Source organism: Mesorhizobium sp. M1252, from assembly GCF_040318265.1.
In the GTDB taxonomy this organism is placed as follows: domain Bacteria; phylum Pseudomonadota; class Alphaproteobacteria; order Rhizobiales; family Rhizobiaceae; genus Mesorhizobium.
In genome coordinates, this window is record NZ_JAMYLX010000021.1 from 29,535 (window position 1) to 52,139 (window position 22,605).

General features: G+C 64.0%; 20 protein-coding genes. 7 read left to right on the plus strand and 13 right to left on the minus strand.

Annotated features, from left to right (window positions below):
• Positions 1-226: 226 nt before the first annotated feature.
• Positions 227-1,609: an MFS transporter gene (locus NKH22_RS28075; RefSeq protein ID WP_352712196.1), complete on the plus strand. Its 1,383-nt coding sequence runs from the start codon at positions 227-229 to the stop codon at positions 1,607-1,609.
• A 44-nt stretch (positions 1,610-1,653) separates the two neighbouring features.
• On the opposite strand, the gene purH is transcribed toward NKH22_RS28075, so the two are convergent.
• The 3 genes from purH to NKH22_RS28090 form a co-directional block, all read right to left on the minus strand.
• Positions 1,654-3,270 carry a bifunctional phosphoribosylaminoimidazolecarboxamide formyltransferase/IMP cyclohydrolase gene (gene purH, locus NKH22_RS28080; RefSeq protein WP_352911886.1) on the minus strand — a complete coding sequence of 539 codons (1,617 nt, stop codon included), beginning with the start codon at positions 3,268-3,270 and terminating at the stop codon, positions 1,654-1,656.
• A 106-nt stretch (positions 3,271-3,376) separates the two neighbouring features.
• Positions 3,377-5,101 carry a heparinase II/III family protein gene (locus NKH22_RS28085; protein WP_023668638.1) on the minus strand — a complete coding sequence of 575 codons (1,725 nt, stop codon included), beginning with the start codon at positions 5,099-5,101 and terminating at the stop codon, positions 3,377-3,379.
• Positions 5,102-5,318: 217 nt separating this feature from the next.
• Positions 5,319-6,173: a helix-turn-helix transcriptional regulator gene (locus NKH22_RS28090; RefSeq protein WP_373432832.1), complete on the minus strand. Its 855-nt coding sequence runs from the start codon at positions 6,171-6,173 to the stop codon at positions 5,319-5,321.
• A gap of 78 nt (positions 6,174-6,251) precedes the next feature.
• Between NKH22_RS28090 and NKH22_RS28095 the strand changes: the two genes are divergently transcribed.
• Positions 6,252-7,190 carry a phytanoyl-CoA dioxygenase family protein gene (locus NKH22_RS28095; RefSeq protein ID WP_023668640.1) on the plus strand — a complete coding sequence of 313 codons (939 nt, stop codon included), beginning with the start codon at positions 6,252-6,254 and terminating at the stop codon, positions 7,188-7,190.
• A gap of 19 nt (positions 7,191-7,209) precedes the next feature.
• Here the strand turns inward: NKH22_RS28095 and NKH22_RS28100 are convergent, their stop codons facing one another.
• Complete coding sequence (locus NKH22_RS28100; protein ID WP_352911889.1) at positions 7,210-8,595, minus strand: RsmB/NOP family class I SAM-dependent RNA methyltransferase; 1,386 nt, start codon at positions 8,593-8,595, stop codon at positions 7,210-7,212.
• Positions 8,586-9,611: a zinc metalloprotease HtpX gene (gene htpX, locus NKH22_RS28105; protein ID WP_352911892.1), complete on the minus strand. Its 1,026-nt coding sequence runs from the start codon at positions 9,609-9,611 to the stop codon at positions 8,586-8,588. The genes NKH22_RS28100 and htpX overlap by 10 nt, the downstream gene beginning before the upstream one ends.
• 106 nt (positions 9,612-9,717) lie before the next feature.
• Here htpX and NKH22_RS28110 point away from each other — a divergent pair, with 106 nt between their 5' ends.
• Positions 9,718-9,924: a DUF1674 domain-containing protein gene (locus NKH22_RS28110; protein ID WP_023688862.1), complete on the plus strand. Its 207-nt coding sequence runs from the start codon at positions 9,718-9,720 to the stop codon at positions 9,922-9,924.
• 126 nt (positions 9,925-10,050) lie between these two features.
• Here the strand turns inward: NKH22_RS28110 and NKH22_RS28115 are convergent, their stop codons facing one another.
• Complete coding sequence (locus tag NKH22_RS28115) at positions 10,051-10,716, minus strand: HAD-IA family hydrolase (RefSeq protein WP_023668644.1); 666 nt, start codon at positions 10,714-10,716, stop codon at positions 10,051-10,053.
• Between the two features lie 178 nt (positions 10,717-10,894).
• On the opposite strand from NKH22_RS28115, the gene NKH22_RS28120 reads away from it, so the two are divergent.
• Both NKH22_RS28120 and NKH22_RS28125 read left to right on the plus strand, forming a co-directional pair.
• The gene (locus NKH22_RS28120; RefSeq protein ID WP_023688863.1) at positions 10,895-11,764 is read left to right on the plus strand and encodes a transglutaminase-like domain-containing protein; all 870 of its coding nucleotides are present in this window, start codon (positions 10,895-10,897) and stop codon (positions 11,762-11,764) included.
• 387 nt (positions 11,765-12,151) lie between these two features.
• A complete protein-coding gene (locus tag NKH22_RS28125) occupies positions 12,152-13,420 on the plus strand; it encodes a class I SAM-dependent methyltransferase (protein WP_023688864.1) in 1,269 nt (422 codons plus the stop codon).
• A 66-nt stretch (positions 13,421-13,486) separates the two neighbouring features.
• Here the strand turns inward: NKH22_RS28125 and NKH22_RS28130 are convergent, their stop codons facing one another.
• Both NKH22_RS28130 and acs read right to left on the minus strand, forming a co-directional pair.
• Positions 13,487-14,224, minus strand: a complete 738-nt coding sequence (locus NKH22_RS28130) for an MOSC domain-containing protein (protein WP_352765202.1) — start codon at positions 14,222-14,224, stop codon at positions 13,487-13,489.
• Between the two features lie 9 nt (positions 14,225-14,233).
• On the minus strand, positions 14,234-16,189 hold the full coding sequence (gene acs / locus NKH22_RS28135) for an acetate--CoA ligase (protein ID WP_352812112.1): 1,956 nt from the start codon (positions 16,187-16,189) through the stop codon (positions 14,234-14,236).
• A gap of 304 nt (positions 16,190-16,493) precedes the next feature.
• Here acs and NKH22_RS28140 point away from each other — a divergent pair, with 304 nt between their 5' ends.
• On the plus strand, positions 16,494-16,766 hold the full coding sequence (locus NKH22_RS28140) for an usg protein (RefSeq protein ID WP_023668649.1): 273 nt from the start codon (positions 16,494-16,496) through the stop codon (positions 16,764-16,766).
• Positions 16,767-16,952: 186 nt separating this feature from the next.
• Here the strand turns inward: NKH22_RS28140 and NKH22_RS28145 are convergent, their stop codons facing one another.
• The gene (locus tag NKH22_RS28145) at positions 16,953-17,987 is read right to left on the minus strand and encodes an aldo/keto reductase (protein WP_352812114.1); all 1,035 of its coding nucleotides are present in this window, start codon (positions 17,985-17,987) and stop codon (positions 16,953-16,955) included.
• A gap of 44 nt (positions 17,988-18,031) precedes the next feature.
• The gene (locus NKH22_RS28150) at positions 18,032-19,213 is read right to left on the minus strand and encodes an MFS transporter (RefSeq protein ID WP_352911897.1); all 1,182 of its coding nucleotides are present in this window, start codon (positions 19,211-19,213) and stop codon (positions 18,032-18,034) included.
• 127 nt (positions 19,214-19,340) lie between these two features.
• On the opposite strand from NKH22_RS28150, the gene NKH22_RS28155 reads away from it, so the two are divergent.
• A complete protein-coding gene (locus NKH22_RS28155; RefSeq protein ID WP_352812118.1) occupies positions 19,341-20,249 on the plus strand; it encodes a LysR family transcriptional regulator in 909 nt (302 codons plus the stop codon).
• A gap of 51 nt (positions 20,250-20,300) precedes the next feature.
• On the opposite strand, the gene NKH22_RS28160 is transcribed toward NKH22_RS28155, so the two are convergent.
• The 3 genes from NKH22_RS28160 to NKH22_RS28170 all read right to left on the minus strand — a co-directional run bounded on the left by NKH22_RS28160 (position 20,301) and on the right by NKH22_RS28170 (position 22,510).
• Complete coding sequence (locus tag NKH22_RS28160) at positions 20,301-21,350, minus strand: aldo/keto reductase (protein ID WP_352812119.1); 1,050 nt, start codon at positions 21,348-21,350, stop codon at positions 20,301-20,303.
• Positions 21,351-21,503: 153 nt separating this feature from the next.
• Complete coding sequence (locus NKH22_RS28165; RefSeq protein WP_023700209.1) at positions 21,504-21,758, minus strand: type II toxin-antitoxin system Phd/YefM family antitoxin; 255 nt, start codon at positions 21,756-21,758, stop codon at positions 21,504-21,506.
• Between the two features lie 89 nt (positions 21,759-21,847).
• Complete coding sequence (locus NKH22_RS28170) at positions 21,848-22,510, minus strand: YggS family pyridoxal phosphate-dependent enzyme (RefSeq protein ID WP_352911901.1); 663 nt, start codon at positions 22,508-22,510, stop codon at positions 21,848-21,850.
• Positions 22,511-22,605 lie beyond the last annotated feature (95 nt).

Consider the following 22,605-nt stretch of genomic DNA (forward strand, 5'->3'; position numbering starts at 1 on the left):
TCGCTGCGAAGCAGCGGGGTGGGGGTGCGGCACCGACCCCCACCCGGACCTTCGGTCCGACGTCCCCACAAGGGGGAGGTAGAGGCGCGGCGCCTTTCTTCGCGTCTCTATGCAGGTAGACAGCGGCGACATCCTGGTGAGGGGCAGCGCGAATCTTTGGCGGTTTGCATGAGCATTCGAAACATGCAGACATGGCGTCCGACAAGCGCGGTGTCCCGGGGGAATCATGATGGCGGCGGTAGAAACAGTGCAGCGGGCATCCGGGCGCGGCATCTGGGGATGGATGTTCTTCGACTGGGCGGCGCAGCCGTTTTTCACGGTTGTCACCACCTTCATCTTCGGGCCTTATTTCGTCTCGCGCATGGCGAGCGATCCGGTCTCAGGCCAGGCGGCCTGGGGCTACGGCATCGCTGTTGCGGGCCTGGTCATTGCCGTGCTGTCTCCCATCCTCGGCTCGATTGCCGACCAGACCGGGCCGCGCAAGCCGTGGATTGCGTTCTTCGCCTCGATCAAGATCATCAGCCTTTGCCTGCTATGGTTCGCCGCTCCCGGCTCGAACCTTTTCCTGGTGGTGCTGTTCTTTTCTCTCGCTTCGGTCGCGGCGGAATTCTCGACCGTGTTCAACGATTCGATGATGCCGCGCCTGGTGCCGAAGAGCGAGATCGGCCACGTCTCCAACATTGCCTGGGGACTTGGTTATCTCGGCGGCATGATCGCGCTGATCTTTGTCGTCGCCTGTCTGGCGGGTTCGCCGGAGACCGGCAAGACGATCATCGGCATCGACCCGCTCTTTGGGCTCGACCCGAAACTCGGCGAGGACGCGCGCGCCACCGGGCCGCTGTCGGCTGGCTGGTATTTCCTGTTCATCCTGCCGATGTTCTTCTTTACGCCGGACGCCATCAAAGGCATTCCGATCGGGCCGGCGGTGCGCGAGGGGCTGTCGGAACTGAAGTCGACGCTGACTGAAGTGCGCCGGCGCAAAGGCATCTTCCGCTTCCTTGTCGCCCGCATGATTTATCAGGACGGCGTCAATGCGCTGCTCGCTTTGGGCGGCACATTTGCGGCAGCGATGTTCCACTGGTCGATCACCGAGATCGGCATGTTCGGCATTATCCTCAACGTCGTCGCCATCGTCGGCTGCCTGGTTGCCGCATGGCTGGACACCGCGCTTGGCTCCAAGACCATCGTGATGATTTCGCTCGTCCTGCTCAGCATCGCCACCATCGGCATCGTTTCGACCGGGCCAGGCTACACGTTGTTCGGCGCCTGGATGATGCCGGGAGCCGATAGTGGCGGCCTGTTCGGCACGGCGGCGGAAAAGGCCTACATTTTCTATGGCCTGTTAATCGGGCTGGCGTTCGGACCGGTGCAGGCGTCGTCACGCTCCTACATGGCGCGCAGCGTGACCGCAGCCGAATCCGGCCGCTATTTCGGCATCTATGCGCTGGCCGGAAGGGCCACGAGTTTCCTGGCGCCGTTCATGGTGGCGTCGATCACGCTCGCCAGCGGCTCGGCGCGGCTCGGCATGGCGGCCATCGTGCTGTTCCTGGGCGTTGGGATCGCGATATTGATCTGGACGCCGTACCCGGCGGATCAGCCGGTGGAATAGCGACGCACTTTTCCTTCTCCCCTTGTGGGAAAAGGCAGAGGCGCTCAATGCCTGAAATGCCTCACGCCGGTAAACACCATGGCGATGCCATGTTCATCCGCGGCGGCGATGACGTCGTCGTCGCGCATCGAGCCGCCGGGCTGGATCACCGCCGTGGCGCCGGCTTCGATGGCTGAGATCAGCCCGTCGGCGAAAGGGAAGAAAGCGTCGGAGGCGACCACCGAGCCCTTGGTCAACGGCTCCGCGAGGCCAGCTGCTTCCGCCGCGTCGAGCGCCTTGCGGGCGGCGATGCGCGAGGAATCGACGCGGCTCATCTGGCCGGCGCCGATGCCAACCGTGGCGCCGTCCTTGGCGTAAACGATGGCGTTCGACTTGACGTGCTTGGCGATGCGGAAAGCGAATTTGAGGTCGGCCATCTCGGCCGCCGTCGGCGCGCGCCTGGTCACCACCTTGAGCTCGAGATCGTCGACCACCGCGTTGTCGCGGCCCTGGACGAGCATGCCGCCAGCGACGGATTTCACAGTGATGCCGCCGGCGTGCGGATCGGGCAGACCGCCGGTGACCAGCAGTCGCAAATTCTTTTTGGCGGCGATGATGCGGACAGCGTCCTCCGACGCGTCCGGCGCAATGATCACCTCGGTGAAGGTTTTTACGATCTCCTGCGCCGCTTCGGCATCGAGGATGCGGTTCATGGCAACGATACCGCCAAAGGCCGAAACCGGGTCGCAGGCCAGCGCTCTCGCATAGGCAGCAGCCAGCGAAGCGTCCTCGGCGACGCCGCACGGGTTGGCGTGCTTGATGATGGCAACGGCGGCGCAGCGGTTGGGATCGAACTCGCCGACCAGCTCGAAGGCGGCATCGGTGTCGTTGATGTTGTTGTAGGACAGCTGCTTGCCCTGCAACTGGCGAGCCGTGGCGACCCCCGGCCGCTTGTCGCCATTGACGTAGAAGCCGGCGCTCTGATGCGGGTTCTCGCCATAGCGCATGACGCTTTCCAGCCTGCCGCCGAAGGTGCGCCAGGTCGGGTGCTCGATCTCAAGCGTTTCGGCGAACCAGCCGGAGATCGCCGCATCGTAGCTGGCGGTGCGGGCAAAGGCCTTGGCCGCCAGCTTCTGGCGGAAATCCAGCGACAGCGAGCCGATGTTCATCTCCAGCGCGTTCAGCACCGAGGCGTAGTCGCCGGGATCGGTGACGATGGCGACATAGGCGTGATTCTTGGCCGAAGCGCGGATCATCGCCGGGCCGCCAATGTCGATGTTCTCGACAACAGCGGCATAGTCGGCGCCGGAACGGCGGACCTCCTCGAACGGGTAGAGATTGCAGACGAGCAGATCGATCGGCTCGATGCGGTGATCGTGCATCGCCTTGGCGTGTTCGGGATCGTCACGCACGCCGAGCAGTGCGCCATGCACCGACGGGTGCAGCGTCTTCACGCGGCCGTCCATGATCTCGGGAAAGCCGGTCAGTTCCGAGACGTCACGCACCGCCAGCCCCGCCTCGGCGATCGCCTTTGCCGTACCTCCGGTCGAGACCAGCTCGACGCCGGCCGCGACCAGCCCTTTGGCGAAGTCGGTCAGGCCGGTCTTGTCGAAGACGGAAAGCAGGGCGCGGCGGACCGGAACGAGGTCGGGTGCCGGAATGTTCTTGGCGGCGACGGCCATGGGCTGGCGGCCTTTCAGGGCTGATTGGAGAGCGTTGCCGGGCCGTAGCACATGAGGTCAGGAAATCAAGCCGGAAGCTCGATCAAGCCGGCGCCGGCAACGACGCTCAGCTGTGCTCGGGATAGCCGGCGATGCCAGTGCGCGTGAGCTGCCAATGCACTTCGGCGATCTCCGAGGCCTTGAAGGCGAGCACGATCTGGCGGCTGCGGCGCGGGCCGCCAAGGCCGGCGAAATAGATCGATTCCTCGACCTCCGGCACCACTTCGGTGCAGGTGAACACCCAGGTGTCGGCCTGGTCGGCGGTCAGCACCAGGCGGTCATGCTCGTCCTGCAAAAGGTTGATATCAGGGTGGATGTGGAAGCGCACCACGACGAAGTCGCGGCCATTGTTGCGGATCGCCGCACCGCCCGGGCGAAGGAAGCGATCCCTGCCGGCGAGCACATTGCCCTCGCTCGACAGTTTCAGCTCGCGCTCATGGAGGAAGCCAAAGCGCTGCATATAGCCGTCATGGCGGGCGATGAACCCTTGCGTGCCCTTCTGGTCGATGCGCTTGCAAGGCACATGCTGCGGGCCGCCGAGCAAGGGTGAGCCGAGCAGGTCGTTGACGCGCAGCGAATGGGAAAACCGCGCCGACGAGGTGTCGTTGATGGTGGCGGTCGAATGCGCCGCGGTGGCACGGGCCAGCGGCCGGAATTCGGCGGCGCCATAGGTGTCGATGCCGGCATTGACGATATAATGCTGGCGACCGGACGAGAGTTCGAAGGCCAGGCACCCGGCATGCGCGGCGTTGGACACATCGACGGCCGGCGACGGGCCGGTATCGGCAATTACCGTAACGCCGCCCATACACAGCCGCTCATAGCCGGAATGCGGCGCGTGCAGCAGCGGCGCGCCGGCGGTGTCGTCGTGGCGCAAGATGGTGGCAATGCGGTCGTGGATGGTGGCGCCCATGCCATTGAAGCGGGCGAGGCTGCCATCCTGATGGCGGAAGAAGCGCAGCGCCGGCAGCATGCGGTCGATGGCGCCCATCAGGGCGGCCGGTGGCGTTTCTGCCTGATTGGCATAGGTCTGGCGCAGCGGCAGGAGATCGGCGAGCAATTCGAGCACCGCCATCGGGTTGCGCGAAATATGGCCGCCATCGGGAAGGATCTGGCGGTCGAGTTCTTCCGCCAGGTTGCGGGTGGCGCCGCGCAGTGCCGAGGCCGGCGCCGGCAGCGACAGCGCGGCGAAGGCAAGCGCGATGCGAGCGCGCAGCCTGTCCTTGCCGTCCGGCATTTCGCGCGCCATCGAGCGGAGATAGCGGATCTGCACGGCGAGCGATTTCAGGAAGGCGCGATAGAACGGAAATTCGGCCCCTTGTAGGACAACCGAGGAGTGTTGCAACCAGGCAATGACTCGCTTGGCGGTGGTGCCGGGCTCCCAGGCTATGCCGGAAATCTGGTTGCCATGCATGGCGATCCAGTCGGAGACAAGCGCGCGTGCATTGGCGGCGGCCAGCTCGGTGCCGGCGGCGCGCATATGGCGCAGCCAGCGAAAGCCGTGCAGCGTCTTCACCCAGCCGCGGTTGGCGACGTCGATCTGGAATGGCGATTTGCCGCCGGTCTCGACCAGATGTCCCGACAGCGGATAGCGGCCATAATAAATCTCGAGCGCGATCTGCGGATCGGCGAGCCTGAGGTCGGGCGGTGCAATCAGGACGCGTTCGGGCGTGCGCCCGGAATAGCGCCAGCGATAGACTGGCCCTGCGCGAAGGCGCCGGCGCGTCTTGCGCCAAAACTCCTTAGCGACAAGCGTCCACAGACGTGTCGTGCTGCCGGCAGCCAGTGCCAAAACCCCTCCTCGTCGCCTGGAGATAGAGCATGCTGTCGCCCGAAAACCGCGTCACACTTTTCGGCATCATGTTCCGGTACCCCAGCACAAGCTTATATGATTCAAGAACTTGTGCGAAGTCGAATTCCGCCGACGTGAAGCGCCTCACGCTGCCGGCCACCGACCCGCCCCGAAAAAAGTCAAGCGCTTCGCGGGTTTAAGCCCGGCAATCCGGCACTCACTTGCGGTTGTGGCGAGACCGAAATTCGCTGGGCGAACAGTTTTCCCGGTCGCGAAACAGACGGGAGAAATAGAAGGCGTCGTGGATGCCGACGGCGGCCGCAATGGACTCGATGGGCGAATCGGAGGCGGCCAGCATCTGTTTGGCGCGGTCGAGCCTCGTGCGCAGTTGGAAGGCCTTGGGCGACATGCCGGCTGCCCGCGCAAATCTGCGCCGCAAGGTTGCCGGCGACATCGAGAATTTTGCGGCGAAGGCATCGAGATCGACCGGGTCGCACGCGCAGCGGCGCAATTCGTCGATGATGGGCTGCATGTCGGCATGCTGGAAGCCGGGATTTCGTTGACGGTTGTTCCAATCCATTGCCTGGCGGGCAGCACGCACGACGATGCGATGCATCGTGGCGGCGGCTTCTGCCTGGCTCAGCATCGTATCGAGCGACAGCTCACCATGCAGCCTGTCGAACAGCCGCTGCATTTTGCCGAGGTCGCGCAAGGGGACGACAGGGGCGTCCTCGGCGATCAGCCGCAGCCGGGTGAAATCGCGTATCAAGGCGCCGTCGAAGAGCGCCCAGCGTTCGAGCCATCCCGATGCATCCGGCCCGTAGGAATGCATCCTCCCGGGAAGCAGCCAGAACAGGGCCGGCGCTCGGATCGTCTGCATGCCGGCTGTCCTGGTTTCAAGCCAGCCTTGACCATCCTCAATCAGCACCACGGCGAATTCCGGCAATTTGCGCGCTTGGATCGCCTGCGTGACGCGATGCCGACCAATCCCTGTAACCGACAGGCCGCCGGCCGCGGCCGGTGCGGATCTGTAGAGCGCGTAAGGGTGATCGTTCATGAGCGAAAAGTCCATGGCTTCGTTCCGTCCATGGGCGAGCGTGCGAACAGTATGGCATTTCCAGCTAAGGATGGAAAATCGCAGGTGGCTGAAATGTCAAGCTCAACAGGTGGCACGCAACGACGGATTCCTGTTGCGTCAATCGATCTGAACGCCAACGGCAAGACATTATCGATGGCGCCGAACCGGTTGGGTCATCTCGTGCCAACCGACGCCGGGGTCGGCATCGATGCCATTCGCGGCCTCCTTGCCGAGCAAGGCTATGTCTGGCTGAAAAGTATGCTGCCGCGCCGCGACGTCATCGATTTTCGCGGCTGGGTGTTTTCGTATCTGGCCGACACCGGCTTGCTGCAGCCCGGGTCCGATCCCGCGCTTGGCCTGGCGGCGGCCGCCGGAACGTTCGACCGTCAGCTCGCCGATCGCCGGTTGATGGCGCTGGTTCGCTCCACCGCCTATGAAGGGTTCTGCGCACAGCCCCTGATGGCCCGGCTAATGGATGCGTTCGTCGGCGGGCTGTCCTATTTGCACAAGCGCAAGATCATGCGTTTCACCCAACCGGGCACCACCGTGGCGACGCCGGCGCATTACGACCTCGTTTATCTGCGCGGCGGCACCAGCCGCATCGTCACTGCCTGGATCCCGATCGGCGACGTTCCCGTCGACATGGGCGGCCTGGTCTATCTCGAGGGATCGCACGCCATCGGCCTCGACATGGAGGCCCGGTTCGCCAGGGAAAATGCCGGGCTGAGCCCGCAGGAGCGCATCAGCGCCTACAACAGGAACATGAGCGAGGGCGGCTGGGTGTCGAAGGACCTGCCCGACATGGCGGAGCGGTTCGATACACGCTGGCTGATCGCGGATTTCGAGGCCGGCGATGTCGTCCTCCACTCGCCCTATATGATCCACGCCTCGACGACCAACCAGAGCGCGGAGGGGCGTATCCGGCTCTCCACCGATATCCGCTACCAGAATGTCGATGATGAGATCGATGCGAGGTGGGGGAAGCACTGGAGTCTGAACGACATGCTTTAGGCATGTCGTAGCGTCGGAGTCAGGCCAGACGTCGCATGCGGGCGGCGAAGAAGCCGTCCAGGCCGGAAACCCCTGGCGAACCAAGGTCAAGATCGGCGGGTGTGGTGCGCAGCGTGCCTTGCGGGGTCAGGAAGGCGTCGATGCCAGCGATTTCGCCGGGCTGCAGCGGATCGTCGGCGACGGTCTTGTTGCCGGCCAGAAAGGCGCGATACAGATCCTCGCCTTCGATCGGGTCCAGCGAACAGTTGGAAAAAACAATCCGGCCGCCCGGTTTGACCAAAGTGACGGCGCGGGCGAGCAGCTTTGCTTGCAGATCGGCTAGCTTTTCGACGTCGGCTGCCGTCTTAGTCCATGGCACGTCGGGGTGGCGCCGAACCGTGCCTGTGGAAGAGCAGGGCGCGTCGAGCAGGACGGCGTCGAAAAGCTCCGCCGGCTGGTATTTCAGCAGATCGGCCTGCACGATCTCGGCGGACAGCCCGAGCCGTTCGAGGTTCTGCGTCAGCCGCGCCAGCCGGTTCTTCGAGGTGTCCACGGCGGTGACTTTGGCGCCGGCAAGGATCAGCTGAGCGGTCTTGCCGCCGGGGGCGGCGCAGAGGTCGGCGACGCGTAATCCTTCGACATCGCCGAACAGCCGCGCCGGAAAACTGGCGGCGGCGTCCTGGACCCACCATGCGCCTTCGCTGAAGCCCGGCAGTTCGGTGACGGAGGCGTTGAGCTTTTCCACTCGCACCGTGCCGGTCGGCAGCACGATGCCGCCGAGCTTTTCGGCCCACAGTTCGGGATCGGCCTTGACCGTGAAATCGACCGGCGCCTCAACGCGATGCGCCGCCAGGATCTGTCTGGTCATCTCGGCGCCATAGGCGGCCTTCAGCCGGTCGGAGAACCATTTTGGCGCCTCGTCGGTGGCGGCAAGAGCTGCCGGCAGTTCGGTCTCCTTGGCGCGCACCAAAGTGCGCAGCACGCCGTTAACGAGGCCGGAAAAGCGCTGCGTGCGTGGGTCCGACTTGGCGTGGGTCACAGCCAAATCGACGGCGGCGCTGTCGGGGATGTCGAGGAACAGGATCTGCGCCGCCGCAACATGCAGGATGTGCGACAGCGCTGTGGCGTTGGGCGGCAGCGGCTTTTCAAGGCGGCGGGCGAGGAGCCCGGCAATGGTCATGCGGTAGCGCAGCGCGGTCACCAGTATGGCGCGCACCAGGCCGCGGTCGCGCAGGTCGAGCACTTTGTATTGCGGATGGCCGTTCTCGTGGTCGGTCAGCCCGTCGAGCGGCGTCTTGGCGTCGATAACGGCGGCCAGGAGCCGCGCCGCTGCCTTGCGCGCGGCGAGGCCGGCGACGAATTCGTCCGAGCTGTTTTCGCGATCGCCTGAATGTGCGGGCCGGGATCTGGCGCCGCTCACGACCACCGACCTTTGGGTCCGGTCGGATTGCGGCCCCACGGATTGGCTTTCGGCTTGGCCGGTTTGGTCGGCGGCGTGGGGCGTGCTGCCTTGCCCCACGGGCCTTGCACGGCATCGGCCGGGAGTTCTTCTGTTTGCCCGGGCGTCGGCGCTTGGCGCGGCGCCGGCTGGCGGCCTGCCATGTCGCGCGCCATCGCCTGCAGCGCGGCGATGCGGTTGTCGGTGTTCGGGTGGGTCGAAAACAGGCTGTCCATTCGCTCGCCGTGAAGGGGATTGATGATGAAGAGATGCGCGGTCGCGGGATTGCGTTCGGCATCCGGGTTGCGGATGCGTTCGGCGCCGCGGGCGATCTTGTCAAGCGCTGATGCCAGCCAAAGCGGATTTCCAACGATTTCGGCGCCGCGCCCGTCGGCCTCGTATTCGCGCGTGCGGCTGACCGCCATCTGCACGATCATGGCGGCGAAGGGTGCGACCAGCATCGCCACCAGCACGCCGACAAAGCCGAACGGGTTGTTGTTGTCGCGGCTGCCGCCGAAGAAGAAGGCGAAATTGCCGAGCATCGAGATGGCGCCGGCGAGTGTCGCGACAATGGTCATGGTCAGCGTGTCTCGATGCTGGATGTGGGCCAGCTCATGCGCCATGACTGCCGCCACCTCCTCATGCGACAGGCGCTCCAGCAGCCCGGTCGAGGCCGCGACCGCGGCGTTCTCGGGATTGCGGCCGGTGGCGAAGGCGTTCGGCTGCGGATTGTCGATCAGATAAGTCTTGGGCATCGGCAGGCCGGCCTGCTTGGCCAACGCCTCGACGATGGCGTGGAATTCGGGCGCGTTCTTCGCGTTGACCTCGACGGCGTGGTTCATCGACAGCACCATCTTGTCGGCATTCCGGTAGCTGAACAGATTGGTGCCCGCGGCGACCAGGAAGGCGATCATCATGCCGCCGGTGCCGCCGATCAGAAAACCGACGCCCATGAACAGCGCCGTCATCGCGGCCAGGAGCATGGTGGTGCGTAGCGTGCTCATCATCTGCTCCCTGTGCGGCCGTGGCAAAAAAAAGGTCGATCGGGGTGAACTCATGGCTATATGATGGGAAACGCCGCCCTTCGTTTCAATCCGCCCGGACTATCGCATGACCGACCAACCCAGCAAAGCCGATGCCGACCGGGAGAAGGACCTGACGCCGGCGGCCAGCCGAGCGCTGGCTGAAGCCGAGGCGCGCCGTGAAGCGTATCGCCAGAAGGAAGCTGCGTTGCCGAAGGAAATCGGCGGCCGCGGCGGCAAGGAACCCGGCCGCTACGGCGACTGGGAAGTGAAGGGACTGGCTAGCGATTTCTAGGGGTTCAGGAACGGAAGAACTGGGGAACTGGTGAACTGAAGAGTTGAAGAAAAAGGCGCATAGCAGTTCTCCAGTCCTCCAGTCCTCCAGTCCTCCAGTCCTCCAGTCCTCCAGTCCTCCAGTTCCTCAGGCCGCGCTGCGCTGTGCCCCCAGCGTCATCCAGCCGCTGTCATCGATGGCGATGGAGACGGTTTCGTAGCCGCCAATCGAGTTGTGCTGAGTCGTCATTGGATGCTGGTGAGTGGCGCTGATCACCATCACCGACGCGCCCGCTGCTTCCGCCGCCGCGATACCGGCCGGTGCGTCCTCGAAGACCAGACAGTCGCCGATATCGACGCCGAGCCGTTTTGCCGCCAGCAGGAAACAGTCGGGCGCCGGTTTGCCGTGCGACACATCCTCGGCCGCGACCACCAAGGCGGGAACCGGGATGCCGGCGGCCCGCATGCGCAGCAGCGCCAACGGGCGCGGCGCGGAGGTGACGATCGCCCAGCGCTCGGCCGGCAGCGCGTTGAGAAACCGTACTGCGCCGGCGATCGGCAGCACGCCTTCGACATCGTCCGACTCGGCCTGCAACAGCACAAACGCCTCATGAACAGGGTCGACGCCGGGAAGCGCCAGCCTGGTGATGGTCTCGACCGCCCGCACGCCATGGATCGTCGGCAGGAAGGCTTCGACGTCGAGACCGTGCTTAAGCGCCCACGCCGCCCAGACGCGCTCGGCCGAGGCGATCGAATTGAGCACCGTGCCATCCATATCGAACAGGAACGCGGCGAATTTTCTGCCTGCAAACATCAGATTTTCCACGGGTTAGGGATCGTTTCGGGAGGTCGAAACATGTCGTTCGACCGTAACGTCGCCACGCCTGCCTGGGAAGCCGCGGGAGAGCCTTTTCGATAGTTCCAGGGAACCATGGTCCCGCCTCTGGCGTTTTGAGCATACTGTTTTCCACGGGATCGAAGGGGCAATCATTGTGCTGATCCGGCTCGGCTACGAAATCGCCATTGAATGCGTCGGCGCCACGCCGGTCATCTCGCTGCTTGATATCCACAGGGATCGTCAGGCCGACATCAAACGGCAGACGCGCGTGCTGACGTCGCCTTCAGTGCCGAGCAAGGTCTATCACGATCTGTTCGGCAATACCTGCCGCCGCTTCACCGTACCCGCCGGCAGTTTCCGCATTCTCTATGACGCAGCCGTCGAGGACAGCGGCGAGCCTGACGCGGTCAACACGCTGGCCAGGGAAGTGCCGGTGGCGGAACTGCCGGACGATGTGCTCGGCTACCTCCTCGGCAGCCGCTATTGCGAGACCGATCATCTGAGCAGTCTGGCCTGGCAGCTTTTCGGCCATGTTCCCTCCGGCTGGGCGCGGGTGCAGGCGATCGTCGACTATGTCCACAACCGGCTGTCCTTCGGCTATGGCTATGCGCGGTCGACGCGTACCGCAGCCCAAGCGCATGAGGAGCAGGTTGGTGTATGCCGCGACTTCGCCCATCTGGCGATCACGCTCTGCCGCTGCATGAACATCCCGGCCCGCTATGTGAACGGTTATCTCGGCGACATCGGCGTACCGGCCGACCCGGCGCCGATGGATTTTTCAGCCTGGATGGAAGTGTTCCTCGACGGCAAGTGGTACACGTTCGACCCGCGCCACAACAAACCCAGGATCGGCCGCGTCGTCATCGCGCGCGGCCGCGATGCCACGGATGTCCCGCTGCTGCACAGTTTCGGCCCACACCAACTCTCGCTGTTCAAGGTCTGGACCTACGAGCAGGAAGGCAAGCTGTTCAATCCGCCCTATCACGGCGTCGACAAGACGATCAGCGCGCGGATGCTGGCGTGACCGGATTCTGATCTGCTTCGACACACAATCCGGAAATGGAAAAGGCCGCCGCTTCTTGACGAAGCCGGCGGCCTTCCGTGTTTCCGTCCGTGGCGCGGCCAATGGCGGCGACCGAGGTCACCCGCCGCGCTTATCGCGCCTTAACGGGAAGACTGCTTCCCGAAAGTGCAATCCGCTGAGGCCACGTTCTGGAAAACGAAATCACTCGACATCGGATCACCTCCTTTCGATTTGTTGAACACGTACAGATGATGGGGTGCGTTGCAGCAAAAAACAAGATGCCGATTTGAAATAGCTGGCGAGCCGCCTTTTGCGCCGGGTTGCGAAGAGCCGCGAGGGCGGGCAAAATCCATGCAAGGTGGATTGTCAGGACTCGGGAGGATGGCCATGGAGGCAGCCGAGAAGGCCGCGCGCATCGTGCGAACGGTGATCGAAACGCTGAAGCCGGGTTTTGCGGTCAAGCTGTGGACCGGCGAGCGGATCGGTCCCGCCATCGGGCCCGTGCTCACCATCAACGACCAGGACATCGTCTGGCAGGTGGTGAAGCGGCCATCGCTGTCGACGCTGATCGAGATGTGGATCTCCAAGACGATAGACATCGAAGACGGGACGATTTTCGATTTCTACGCACTGCCGTCGCAAGGCAAGCTCAGGACCAAGCTCAAGTCGCTGCCGAAGCTGGCGATCCTGCGCGACCTGCCGGCGGTGCTCCTGTCACGCAAGCAGATGAGTGCACGCACCGATCTGTCGGGTCGCAACCCCTATGTCAGCGGGTCGAGCCAGGAGGCGATCCAGCATCACTACGACATTTCGAATGCCTTTTACCGGCTCTTCCTCGACGAGCGCATGGTCTACAGCTGCGGCTACTTTAAGGATTTCGCCGATGGCATCGACCAGGCGCAGGCCGACAAGCTCGACCATATCTGCCGCAAGCTCAGGCTGAAGCCGGGCGAAAAGCTGCTGGACATCGGCTGCGGCTGGGGTGCCATGCTGATCCATGCGGCCAAAAATTACGGCGTCGTCGGCCATGGCGTGTCGCTGTCGCAGGCGCAGACCGATCTCGCCCGCGAGCGCATCCGCGCCGAAGGGCTGCAGGACCGCATCACCATCGAAATCAAATCCTATACGGAGCTCAAAGGCTCCTTCGACAAGATATCGTCGATCGGCATGTTCGAGCATCTCGGCCTCGCCAACCACGCCACCTATTTCAAGACCATCCATCGCTTGCTAAAGCCCGGCGGCATCTATCTGCACCACGCCATCACCAGGCGCAGCAAGGGCGACTTGAAGAAAACCTTGCGCAAGGGGCCGGAGTTCAAGGCGCTGCTCAAATACATTTTCCCAGGCGGCGAACTCGACACGATCGGCATGACGCTGGGCAATCTGGAGGCGCATGGCTTCCTGGTCTACGACGTCGAGAATCTGCGCGAGCACTATGCGCGCACCTGCCGGCTGTGGGCCGAGCGGCTACAGGCTCGCTTCGACGAGGCGGTCGCCGAAGTCGGCGAGGCCAAGGCACGGCTGTGGCTGCTTTATCTCACCGGCTGCTCGATCACCTTCGAGCGCGCCTCGGCGCAGATTTTTCAGACCGTCGTCACCAAACGCGCACGCGGGCCGAGCGGGCTGCCGCCGACACGGGCGGATCTGTATCGGTAGAGATAGGATTCGGGGCCGAACCCCACGCTTTCCAAGGTCTGCGATTCGCTGCCTCGCGGTAGAGGCCTACACGAACCGCATCGGCGCGCCGATCTCGACGCGGGCAGGCCTGTCCACAGTGCAATAGACGCCGAGATTATGGGCGTTGTGGCGGACCAGATTGCGCAGGATGCCGGGATCGTGGTCGAAGCCGTCCTGGCTGATGATGGTGAAGCCGCAGCGGCGGCACGGCTCCGAGACGGTCACCAGCAGGTCGCCGATGGCAAGCTTGCGGCCAATCCATTCGGTCTCGGGAAACGAGCTTTCGACCGCCGCCATGTCGATAACGATGTTGGGGCGGAAGCGGCGCGGATCGGGAATGCCTTCGGGGTGCAGCGCCTTGAGCCGCGCCAGCGATGCGGTGGTCAAGAGATGGATCGGCGCTTTGCGGTAGCGCGCCGCGGTGAGCGGGCCGGTGTAGCCGGGGGCGTTGTCCTGGCTGAACGGCCGGATCGAGGCGGCGAAGCCGAGATAGGCCGAGATGGCTTGGTCGCATTCCGCACCCGGCACTGCCAGCCAGTCGCCGTCGGGAACGGCGATCTCCAGTTCGCGACCGTTGGTGAGCCGGGTGCGGATGCGCGGCACCTTGTGCCACTTGGCGTCGCGGTCGGGCCGCGCGATCTCATTGTCCGAGACATCGACAAGGCCGAACAGCCGGTCGCCGTCGATGGTTTCAAGGCCGACCGAAATGGCGTCCTGGCGTTCGCCGGCAAACGAACTTGCGGGGTAACGCCAGAGCTCCGTGACTGCGCCCAGTGCAGCCATCAAATCCCCTCAGCCCTTCTTGTTCTGGCGGTTGGCGATCAGATCATCGACCACGGCCGGATCGGCCAGTGTCGAGGTATCGCCGAGCGCGGAAAAATCGTCCTCGGCGATCTTGCGCAGGATACGGCGCATGATCTTGCCGGAGCGGGTTTTCGGCAGTCCGGGCGCGAACTGCAGCTTGTCGGGCGAGGCGATGGCGCCGATCTCCTTGCGGACATGGGCCACGAGCTCCTTGCGCAGTTCCTCGCTCGGCTCCACGCCTTTCATCAAGGTAACGTAGCTGTAGATGCCCTGGCCCTTGATGTCGTGGGCATAGCCGACGACAGCTGCTTCCGACACTTTCTCGTGGCTGACGAGCGCCGATTCGACCTCGGCCGTTCCCATGCGGTGGCCGGAAACGTTGATGACGTCGTCGACGCGGCCGGTGATCCAGTAATAGCCGTCGGCGTCGCGGCGACAGCCGTCTCCGGTGAAGTATTTGCCCTTGTAGGTGGAGAAATAGGTCTGCACGAAGCGGTCGTGGTCGCCATAGACGGTGCGCATCTGGCCGGGCCAGGAATCGGCGATGCAGAGGTTGCCGTCGGCCGCCCCTTCCAGCACCTTGCCTTCGCCGTTGACCAGTTGCGGCTTGATGCCGAAGAAGGGCCGCGTCGCCGAGCCGGCCTTGAGGTCGGTGGCGCCGGGCAGCGGCGTGATCAGGATGCCGCCGGTCTCGGTCTGCCACCATGTGTCGACGATCGGCACCTTGCCGTTGCCGACGATGTTGAAATACCACTCCCAGGCTTCCGGATTGATCGGTTCGCCGACCGAGCCCAGCACGCGCAGCGACTTGCGCGAGGTCTTCTTCACCGGTTCGTCGCCGGCGCCCATCAGCGCGCGCAGTGCCGTCGGCGCGGTGTAGAAGATGTTGACCTTGTGCTTGTCGATGACTTCCCAGAAGCGCGACTGCGAGGGGTAGTTCGGCACGCCCTCGAACATCAGCGTGGTGGCGCCGTTGGCGAGCGGGCCATAGACGATATAGCTGTGGCCGGTGACCCAACCGACATCGGCGGTGCACCAGTAGATATCGCCATCATGGTAGTCGAAGACATATTGGTGGGTCATTGAGACATAGACGAGATAGCCGGCGGTGGTGTGCAGCACGCCCTTCGGCTTGCCGGTCGAGCCTGAGGTATAGAGGATGAACAGCGGATCCTCGGCCTTCATCTTCTCCGGCTTGCAGTCGCCTTTCACCGTGGCGATCTCGTCATGGTACCAGATGTCGCGTCCCTGGACCCAGCCGGTCTTGCCGCCGGTGCGGCGAACGACGACCACTTTTTCGACCTTGGTGCCGGCCTTGGCGGCGATTTCGATCGCTCTGTCGGTGTTTTCCTTCAGCGGGATCGGCTTGCCGCCGCGCAGGCCCTCATCGGCGGTGATGACGAAGGTCGACTTGCAGTCATCGATGCGGCCGGCCAGCGCGTCCGGTGAAAAGCCGCCAAAGACGATCGAGTGGATGGCGCCGATGCGGGTGCAAGCCAGCATCGCGTAGGCGGCTTCCGGGATCATCGGCATGTAGATGGTGACGCGGTCGCCCTTCCTGACGCCGTGCTTCTTCATCACATTGGCGAGCCGGCAGACATGCTCGTAGAGCTCGTTATAGGTGATCTTCTTGTCGTCGTAGGGATTGTCGCCTTCCCAGATGATGGCAGTCTGGTTGCCGCGCTTCTTCAAATGGCGGTCGATGCAGTTGTAGGAGACGTTAGTTTCGCCGTCCTCGAACCATTTGATCGAGACCTTGCCCTCGAAGGAGGTGTTCTTGACCTTGCTGAACGGCTTGAACCAGTCGATGCGCTTGCCGTGCTTGCCCCAGAACTTGTCCGGATTCTTCACGCTGTCAGCATACCATTTGAGGTAGGTGTCATTGTCGATCAGCGCATTCTTCTTCCACACCGGCTGGACGCGGTGGATCTTCACCTCGGACATGTCTTCACTTTCCTCCCAAACCACCCCGCCGGCTTGACCACAGCCAGGATCACGGCGACGCAGCCGCGAATTCGGCGGCATTATTAACAGTTCCGCGCTGACGGCAACATTAGACGTTGGATTCGCGTGGCGGGATGCCGCAGCTCCCGTTTCGGTTGTATCAGCACTCGGCAGCGGTCGCTGCTAACTGCATGTTTTCGTGCATAAAACCCGCCTGGGATCAGGAAATCATAGACAGTTAAGGAACGGCGCGCACAATTCGGTGTTGGGAGGAATGGAGAATCAACTAGGCCAAGGGGCTGTCATGCGCGATCATTCCGAAATGGACCTGATGCTCAAGGGGTATGGCCTGACCACGGCCAAGATTCTGTACCATTTTCCCGACCACCCGCATCTGCTGCAGAGCTTCATCTGGCAGGATTACGATCTGGCGCCGAAGTTTCCGGTGCTGATCAAGTTCATCGAGTTCTGGAAGGCCAGGCTCGACGGGCCGCTGCATTCGATCAGCTACACCCACCAGAAGCTGATCGCGCCGAACGAATGGCGGAAGGTGGATGGGGAGTTCGTGCTGCACTGAGCGGCGCGCTTGATCTCCCCCCTTGAGGGGGAGATGGCCGCAAAGCGGCCAGAGGGGGTCGGTTCGACCGGACGCGACCCTCCTGCGGCAGATGGGGGCTAGCGCTCCACGCGCGGCGACCCCCTCTGTCGCCTTCGGCGACATCTCCCCCGTAAGGGGGGAGATTGGCAGCTTCAACGTCGGCGATCACACCGCCGGCGGGTTCAGCCGGGCGAAGCCCTCCTGGCGGCGATAAGGGAAGTACGGGTAGGGCGCTGTGACCTCGCTTGCAGCGTCGAGTTTTTTGACCTGCTCCGGCGTCAATGCCCAGCCGACGGCGCCGAGGTTCTGGCGCAGCTGTTCCTCGTTGCGGGCGCCGATGATGACCGAGGACACGGTCGGGCGCCGCAACAGCCAGTTGATGGCGATCTGCGGCACGGTCTTGCCGGTCTCTTCAGCCATCGCATCAAGCGCATCCATGACCCGGTAGAGATGTTCGTCCGCGACCGGCGGGCCGAAATCGGCGGTGTCGTGCAGCCGGCTCTTTTCCGGCAGGGGCTGGCCGCGGCGGATCTTGCCGGTCAGGCGGCCCCAGCCGAGCGGGCTCCACACCAGCGCGCCGATGCCCTGGTCGATACCGAGCGGCATCAGCTCCCACTCATAGTCGCGGCCGACCAGCGAGTAGTAGACCTGGTGCGCAGCATAGCGCGGGTAGCCATGCTTGTCGGCCTCGGCCAGCGACTTCATCAGTTGCCAGCCGGAAAAGTTGGAGACGCCGACATAGCGCAGCTTGCCGGCGCGCACGAGGTCGTCCAGCGTCGACAACACCTCCTCGATCGGCGTGCCTGCATCGAAGGCGTGCAGCTGCAACAGGTCGATATAATCGGTGCCCATGCGCTTCAGGGCGGCGTCGACGGCTTTGATCAGCCGCGAGCGCGACGAGCCGTAGTCGGCCGGTCTGTCGCCCATCGGCAGCGAAGTCTTGGTCGAGATCAGCACCGCGTCGCGGCGGCCTTTGATGGCTTCGCCAAGCACTTCCTCGGAGGCGCCGTTCGAATAGACATCGGCGGTGTCGAACAGATTGACGCCGGCCTCGAGGCAGATGTCGATCAGCCGCCGCGCTTCCTTGGCGTCGCTGTTGCCCCACGCCCCGAACAGCGGCCCGGAGCCGCCGAAAGTGCCGGCGCCGAAAGAGAGTGCGGGCACTTTCAGGCCCGATGCGCCGAGACGTCGATAATCCATTTTATGCTCCTTGATGATGTCGAAGAAGGATTTGCGCGTGATGCTCATGACTGGGCGCAGACCGGCGCCCCGATTGTGGGGGCGCGATCGAGGCGCAGCGCCAGGGCAGCGACGCCAAGAGCCGCGACCGGCAGCAAAGCGGCGATCCAGGTTAGTGAGCCGAGGCCGAGGCCATGGGCAATCACCGCGCCGCCAAGCCAAGCGCCGGCGGCATTGCCGAGGTTGAAGGCGGCGATGTTGAAGGACGAGGCGAGGCTCTGGCCCGCGCCTTGCGCCATTTCCAGCACCCACATCTGCAGCGGCGCCACGGTGGCGAAGGCGGCGGCACCAAGCAGGCCGACATAGATGACGGCCAGGATTTGGCTGTGGACGGCGAAGGTCATTGTGGCCAGCACCAACGCCAGCACCACGAGGCTGCCGAGCACCGCCGGCACCAACCAGCGGTCGGCGACCTTGCCGCCAAGCAGATTGCCGGCGATAAGACCGCCGCCGAAGACGAGCAGGATCGGCGACACCGCGGCCTCCCTGAAGCCGCTGATCTCGGTGAGCAGCGGGGCGATGTAGGTGAAGACGGCGAAGACGCCGGCATAGCCGAGCACGGTGGTGGCGAGGCCGAGCATCACCGGCGTGCGGCGCAGCACGGCGAGGTCGGCGCGCAGATTGGTCTTCTCGGGCGCTTCCTTGCTGCGCGGCACCAGAAGCAGGATGACGGCAAAGGCTGCCAAGCCGACCAGGGTTACCGCCCAGAAGGTGGCGCGCCAGCCGAAGGCCTGGCCTAGCCAGGTGCCGAAGGGCACGCCGAGGATGTTGGCGATAGTCAGTCCGGTGAACATCAGCGCGATCGCCGAGGCTTTCTTGTTGGGCGCGACCAGGCCGGTGGCGACCACCGAGCCGACGCCAAAGAAAGTGCCATGGGCAAAGGCGGTGATGATGCGGGCGCCCATCAGCGTCCAGTAGTCGGGGGCGATCGCACAGGCGAGGTTGCCGAGCGTGAAGATCGCCATAAGGGCCAGAAGGACGGTCTTGCGGGGCCAGTTGCCGGTGGCGATGGTCAAAAGCGGCGCGCCGATGACGACGCCCAACGCGTAGCCCGAAATCAACTGGCCGGCGGCCGAGATCGAAACTCCGAGATCTTTGCTGACATCGATCAGCAGCCCCATGATGACGAATTCGGTGACACCGATGCCGAAGGCGCCGGCAGCGAGGGCGTAGAGGGCAAGAGGCATGGCGGTTTCCAGTTCGAACTCGAACGAGCGCGCTGTCCAGACCCGCGCCCCGACCGCAGAGATCGTGTTGCCATGCCTTGTGAACCAGACTTGTCTTGGGCATATTTCCTGTGAAATAGATTCACAGATGGCCAGACCCGATATCAACCGTTCCGGCGAGATCGAAGTGTTCGTCCGCGTCGTCGAGGCGGGCAGCTTCTCGGCTGCGGCTCGTTCGCTGCGTATGACACCGTCGGCGGTGAGCAAGCTGATCGCGCGACTGGAGGCAAGGCTCTGCGCGCGGCTGGTCACCCGCACCACGCGCAAGCTGCAGCTGACGCCGGAAGGGACGGCGTTCTATGACAGCGGGGTGCGCATCCTGGCCGATATGGCGGCGGCCGAGCGCGAGGCCGCCGTGGGTGCCGCGCCGCGCGGACGGCTGCGCGTCAACTCCTATGTGCCCTTCGGGGTGCATCGGCTGATTTCGCTGCTGCCTGATTTCCTCGAACGCTACCCCGGGATTTCGGTCGATCTGGTGCTGACCGACAGCGTCATCGATCTGATGGCTGAGCGTGCCGACGTCGCCATCCGCGCCGGGCCGCTCGGCGAGTCGCGGCTGGTGGCGCGCAAGCTCGGGCAAAGCCGGATGACAGTCGTTGCCGCACCGTCCTATCTCAAGACGCATGGCACGCCGCTGGTTCCAGCAGATCTCGACCGGCACAATCGCATGGCTTTCGGCTTTGTCCGGCATGTCGATGGCTGGTCGTTTGTCGATGCAACCGGGAACGCCGTCATGGTGCCGATCACCGGAAACACGCTGGTCGGCGATGGCGAGTCGATGCGGTTGATGGCGGTCGGCGGCGCCGGCATCGCCCGGCTGGCACACTGGCATGTGGCCGATGACATCGCGGCGGGGCGGCTGACGGCGCTGCTGGAGAATTTCAATCCGGGCGACGAGGAGCCTACCCACGCCGTCTATGTCGGCCAGGGCCGGCATTTGCCCGCACGGGTGCGGGCGTTTCTCGACTTTCTGGTCGAGAGCGTGCGGATGAGCTGAAAAGACGTTGGGGAGCCAGATGACCCCCCAAGCATCAGGCGACAGCGGTGACTATTTCTTCGGGGTGAACGGCGCCGGGCGGCGACCGGCGCCCTGACGCTCCAGCATCCAGCCGGGATATTCGGCCGGCAGCGCGCTGACCTCATCCAGTCTGGCGAGATCGTCGGCGTCGAGCTTCACCTCGGCCGCGGCAAGGTTCTGCTCGAGCTGCTCCATGCGGCTGGCGCCGATGATGACGCTCATGACGAAAGGTTTGGCCAGGACATAGCCGAGCGCCACCGTGGCGACGCTGACGCCGTGCTTCTGGGCGATCTCGCGCATCACGGCGACAGCCGCCCAGGCGCGGTCCTCATCGACCGGCGGGAAGTTGAAGGCGGCGCGGCGGCCTTCGCCATTGCCGGGCGCGCCGGGGCCGTATTTGCCCGACAGCAGGCCGCCGGCCATTGGCGACCAGACCATCAGGCCGAGCTTTTCCTCGTTGATGAGCGGCACGATCTCGCGCTCGAGGTCGCGGCCGGCGATCGAGTAATAGGACTGGATGGTCTCGAAGCGGGAAAATCCCTTGCGCTCGGCAACGCCCAGCGCCTTGGCGACGCGCCAGGCCGCCCAGTTGGAGACGCCGACATAGCGGACCTTACCGCTGGCAACGAGATCGTCGAGCGCCCGCAGCGTCTCGTCGACTGGCGTCACGGTGTCGGTGCCGTGCAGCTGGTAGAGATCGATATGGTCTAGCTGCAGCCGCTCCAGGCTGCCCTCGACCGAATCCATGATGTGGCCGCGCGACGAGCCGCGCTCGTTCGGGCCCTGGCCCATGGTGCCATGCACCTTGGTGGCGATGATGACGTCCGAGCGCTTGACGCCGAGATCCCTGAGCGACTGGCCGAGCAGGCGCTCGGACTGGCCGAAGGAGTAGACGTCGGCGGTGTCGAAGAAATTGACGCCGGCGGCGATGGACCGGCCGACGATGTCGTTGACGCTCTTCTGGTCGAGGCTGGCGATCAGGCCCCATTGGGCATTCTCGCCGGCGGCGCCGAAGGTCATGGTGCCGAGGCAGAGTTCGGAGACGAACATCCCCGTATTTCCAAGTTGATTGTAGCGCATGGTTGCGGCTCCAGCAGAATTGTGATGACGCCAAGCAAATAGGAACGGTACGTTTCGTTTCCAGTCGTGGCGTAATCGACCGGATGCATCTGGCCCCATAGAACTCGTCAACCGTGGCGAGATGCGCGAGGCGATGTTTGTGTCGAAAATCTATCAGAATTCCACGGGTCGGATCATCGTCTCTGAGCGGCGGTTGACCTCCTCGACGAAATCGTCGTCCCATGCGGGACCGGAGAGGAGATATTCCGCAAGCGAAGGCTTTGCGCCGATCAGTTGGTCATAGTCATCAGGAGACAACACGACGGCAGCTGGCTTTCCGCGCAAGGTGATGGTTTGCGGCCCTTCTTCGCGCGCCTGTCGCACAAGCTTCGAAAGATTGTTTCTTGCGTCCCTGAGGTGCCAGTCCAAGAAGAATAGTCCTCGCTAACTCGGCCGGATGTGCTCGATACATTAGCTCGAAAAATCGGGGATCGACAGGTGTCTCGCGAAGCCGACGACTACCGGATGCCAAAAATCGCCGAGCCGACGCGGACGCTGGTGGCGCCGAAGGTGATCGCTGTCTCGTAGTCGCCGGACATGCCCATCGACAGTTTGGCGACGCCGGCCTCCTTGCCGAGCTTTTCCAGCAGGGCGAAATGCGGGCCGGGGTTTTCATGCGCCGGCGGAATGCACATCAGGCCTTCGATGGCCAACCCATGGACATCGCGGCAACGGGTGACGAAGGCGACAGCGTCGTGCGGCTCGATGCCGGCCTTTTGCGGCTCCGAACCGGTGTTGACCTGGACATAGAGCTTTGGTGTTTTACCCTGCCGGACAATCTCCTTGGCGAGTTCGGCGGCGATTTTTTCGCGGTCGACGGTCTCGATGACGTCGGCGAGCGCAACGGCTTCCTTCGCTTTGTTCGATTGCAACGGGCCGATGAGATGCAGCTCGATATCCGGGAATTCGGCTTTCAACGCCGGCCATTTGCCATGCGCTTCCTGCACGCGGTTTTCGCCAAAGACGCGCTGGCCGGCTTCGATGACCGGGCGGATGGCGTCGGCCTCAAAAGTCTTCGACACCGCTACCAGCGTTACCGAACCGGCGTCGCGGCCGGCCTCGCGCTCGGCGGCAGCGATCCTCGTCCTGACGGCGAAAAACTGTTCGACGGCGCTCGCCATGCCTATATCCTGCCTGTCTTTCTAGCCCTCGCCGGCTCGCCGCAGTTGACGGGTCCGGCAATCCATGGTGAACACCGCCACGACATTTACCTTGG

Bases quoted from the DNA above. Each gene is read 5' to 3' on its own strand.
- acs (WP_352812112.1), bottom strand. From the start codon at position 16,189: ATGTCCGAGGTGAAGATCCACCGCGTCCAGCCGGTGTGGAAGAAGAAT.
- NKH22_RS28170 (WP_352911901.1), bottom strand. From the start codon at position 22,510: ATGGCGAGCGCCGTCGAACAGTTTTTCGCCGTCAGGACGAGGATCGCT.
- NKH22_RS28150 (WP_352911897.1), bottom strand. From the start codon at position 19,213: ATGCCTCTTGCCCTCTACGCCCTCGCTGCCGGCGCCTTCGGCATCGGT.
- NKH22_RS28130 (WP_352765202.1), bottom strand. From the start codon at position 14,224: ATGGCTGCACTGGGCGCAGTCACGGAGCTCTGGCGTTACCCCGCAAGT.
- NKH22_RS28110 (WP_023688862.1), top strand. From the start codon at position 9,718: ATGACCGACCAACCCAGCAAAGCCGATGCCGACCGGGAGAAGGACCTG.
- purH (WP_352911886.1), bottom strand. From the start codon at position 3,270: ATGGCCGTCGCCGCCAAGAACATTCCGGCACCCGACCTCGTTCCGGTC.
- NKH22_RS28075 (WP_352712196.1), top strand. From the start codon at position 227: ATGATGGCGGCGGTAGAAACAGTGCAGCGGGCATCCGGGCGCGGCATC.
- NKH22_RS28160 (WP_352812119.1), bottom strand. From the start codon at position 21,350: ATGCGCTACAATCAACTTGGAAATACGGGGATGTTCGTCTCCGAACTC.
- NKH22_RS28140 (WP_023668649.1), top strand. From the start codon at position 16,494: ATGCGCGATCATTCCGAAATGGACCTGATGCTCAAGGGGTATGGCCTG.
- NKH22_RS28090 (WP_373432832.1), bottom strand. From the start codon at position 6,173: ATGGACTTTTCGCTCATGAACGATCACCCTTACGCGCTCTACAGATCC.
- htpX (WP_352911892.1), bottom strand. From the start codon at position 9,611: ATGAGCACGCTACGCACCACCATGCTCCTGGCCGCGATGACGGCGCTG.
- NKH22_RS28125 (WP_023688864.1), top strand. From the start codon at position 12,152: ATGGAGGCAGCCGAGAAGGCCGCGCGCATCGTGCGAACGGTGATCGAA.
- NKH22_RS28155 (WP_352812118.1), top strand. From the start codon at position 19,341: ATGGCCAGACCCGATATCAACCGTTCCGGCGAGATCGAAGTGTTCGTC.
- NKH22_RS28095 (WP_023668640.1), top strand. From the start codon at position 6,252: ATGTCAAGCTCAACAGGTGGCACGCAACGACGGATTCCTGTTGCGTCA.
- NKH22_RS28145 (WP_352812114.1), bottom strand. From the start codon at position 17,987: ATGGATTATCGACGTCTCGGCGCATCGGGCCTGAAAGTGCCCGCACTC.
- NKH22_RS28115 (WP_023668644.1), bottom strand. From the start codon at position 10,716: ATGTTTGCAGGCAGAAAATTCGCCGCGTTCCTGTTCGATATGGATGGC.